The organism is Mesobacillus boroniphilus JCM 21738 (assembly GCF_000517385.1).
Lineage (GTDB): Bacteria > Bacillota > Bacilli > Bacillales > Cytobacillaceae > Mesobacillus > Mesobacillus boroniphilus.
On the sequence record NZ_BAUW01000194.1, the window covers coordinates 1 to 1,988 of the forward strand.

The window sequence follows — 1,988 nt, forward strand, 5'->3', positions numbered from 1 at the left end:
GGACTGAAAATCCTTGTGTCGGCGGTTCGATTCCGTCCTGAGCCATTAAAAAAGGGAGCGTGTCATATGACATGCTCTCTTTTTTGTTACATTTATGTAACATAACGATAAACTTCCTATTTTTAACATGTTTATGTTGCTATTAACAACATTGTTCAATATTAATGATCCAAAAGTAGGAGAATAGCTTGATATTACTAGGTTTTCCGCTCATTTTTAAAGAAGAGGACAGGAAAATGTTCTGATATTAAATTCCATTAAACTGACAAATATCGTAATAAAATGTCAGCTATTATACATTTTTGTTACATAATGAAGACTAGTCTTCCTAACGATACATTATATGGTAAAGTATAAAGGTACAATTATCAGATAATAGTTATTTAGAACTAGACTAATAGTGTTTGACCGTTGTAGGAGGATCAGGATGAATAATTTAAAACATAGGCTGTCCAATCTTGCCGGCAAAACATCTAGAGAGATGAAGCCAGCAATAAAAAAGTCAATCATGGCTGCGGTAACAGTAGCTGCATTGTCTTTCGGTGCAGGAAATGCTGCACTTGCGGCGGATTCTGAAATAACAACCATGTATCATGTTTATGTAAACAATAAATTTGTAGGAACCGTAACAGATAAATCGCAAGTAGAACAACTCGTAGAAGATAAGTTGACATCCGTCAAGAAGGAATATGCGGATCTCGATGTTGAGCTTGCGTTAGACGTATCTTTTATTCCTGAGCAGGTGTTCAGCTCAGCTGCCAATGTAAATACAAGTGAAGTATTAAATGTACTTAAAGATGAGATGGCTGTCCAGGCTGAAGCGTCGGCCTAGTAATCGGTGATAAGCATGTTGCTTATGTAAAAGATCAAGAAGCAGCAAATGAAGTCCTAAGGACACTAATGCTCGAACACGTTACTGAAGAAGAATTAGCCGAGGTGGAGAGTAGAAAAGAATCTCCTAATCTACCAGTACCCGAAGTGAAAGATAATGAAACTCGTATATTAGACGTTAAACTCACAAAAGAAGTTTCACAATCAGAAGAAAAAGTTGATCCTCAAGAAGTGCTTTCAGTACAGGAAGCTGTCCAGCTCCTGAAAAAGGGTACTCTAGAAGAAAAGAAATATCAGGTTAAAGAAGGGGATGTATTGGGGAGCATCGCAAATGCTCACAATCTGACGCTTGCTGAATTGCTTATCTTAAACGAAGGTCTTACTGAAGACGCTGTCCTAAAACCAGGCCGGGAATTGAATGTAACAGTCTTAAGACCTTTTGTTGAGGTCGTAGTCGATCGCCAGGTTTATGCTGAGGAAGAAATGGCTTACGAAAAGGAAGTCATTGAAGACTCTAACATGTTCAAGGGCGATACGAAAACGAAACAGGAAGGCCAGGTTGGTATGAAGGGCGTCACCTCCTCACTGACTGAACAAAATGGAAGGGTGATCAAAAAGGAAGTCATCAAAGAAACTGTACTTAAAGAACCTGTTAAGGAAATTATCGTCAAAGGAACAAAAATGGTTCCTTCACGCGGAGATGGTACTTTCGTGTGGCCGACAAACGGCGGATATGTATCCAGCCGCCAGGGATACCGCTGGAGCAGGATGCATAAAGGAATTGATATCGCTAGGCCGAGCAATTATACAATCAAAGCTGCTGATAATGGGAATGTAGTATATGCTGGCAACAAGGGCGATGGATATGGCAATAAAATCATTATCGACCACAATAACGGCTACCGCACAATGTATGCACACCTTGCTTCTATTTCAGTAAGCGTTGGCCAGACAGTTTCCCGTGGTTCAAGTATTGGTATCATGGGGAGAACAGGTAATTCAACTGGAATCCATCTTCATTTTGAAGTATATCAAAATGGCAAGATTATCGATCCACTTTCTAAACTAAATTGAAAGTGAATACATTCCAAAAAAAGTCTCTAGTCAAAACTAGAGACTTTTTTCATTTAATAGGAAATTATTGGAAATTATAAAAT

The 1,988-nt window shown here is 38.7% G+C and carries 2 protein-coding genes; both read left to right on the forward strand.

The window, feature by feature from the left end:
- Positions 1-427 precede the first annotated feature (427 nt).
- Positions 428-832: a hypothetical protein gene (locus JCM21738_RS26405; RefSeq protein ID WP_243463123.1), complete on the forward strand. Its 405-nt coding sequence runs from the start codon at positions 428-430 to the stop codon at positions 830-832.
- 68 nt (positions 833-900) lie between these two features.
- The gene (locus tag JCM21738_RS21650) at positions 901-1,905 is read left to right on the forward strand and encodes a M23 family metallopeptidase (RefSeq protein ID WP_243463124.1); all 1,005 of its coding nucleotides are present in this window, start codon (positions 901-903) and stop codon (positions 1,903-1,905) included.
- Positions 1,906-1,988 lie beyond the last annotated feature (83 nt).

Excerpts from the sequence above, each read along its gene's own strand:
- JCM21738_RS26405 (WP_243463123.1), top strand. The coding sequence starts at position 428 with ATGAATAATTTAAAACATAGGCTGTCCAATCTTGCCGGCAAAACATCT.
- JCM21738_RS21650 (WP_243463124.1), top strand. The coding sequence starts at position 901 with ATGCTCGAACACGTTACTGAAGAAGAATTAGCCGAGGTGGAGAGTAGA.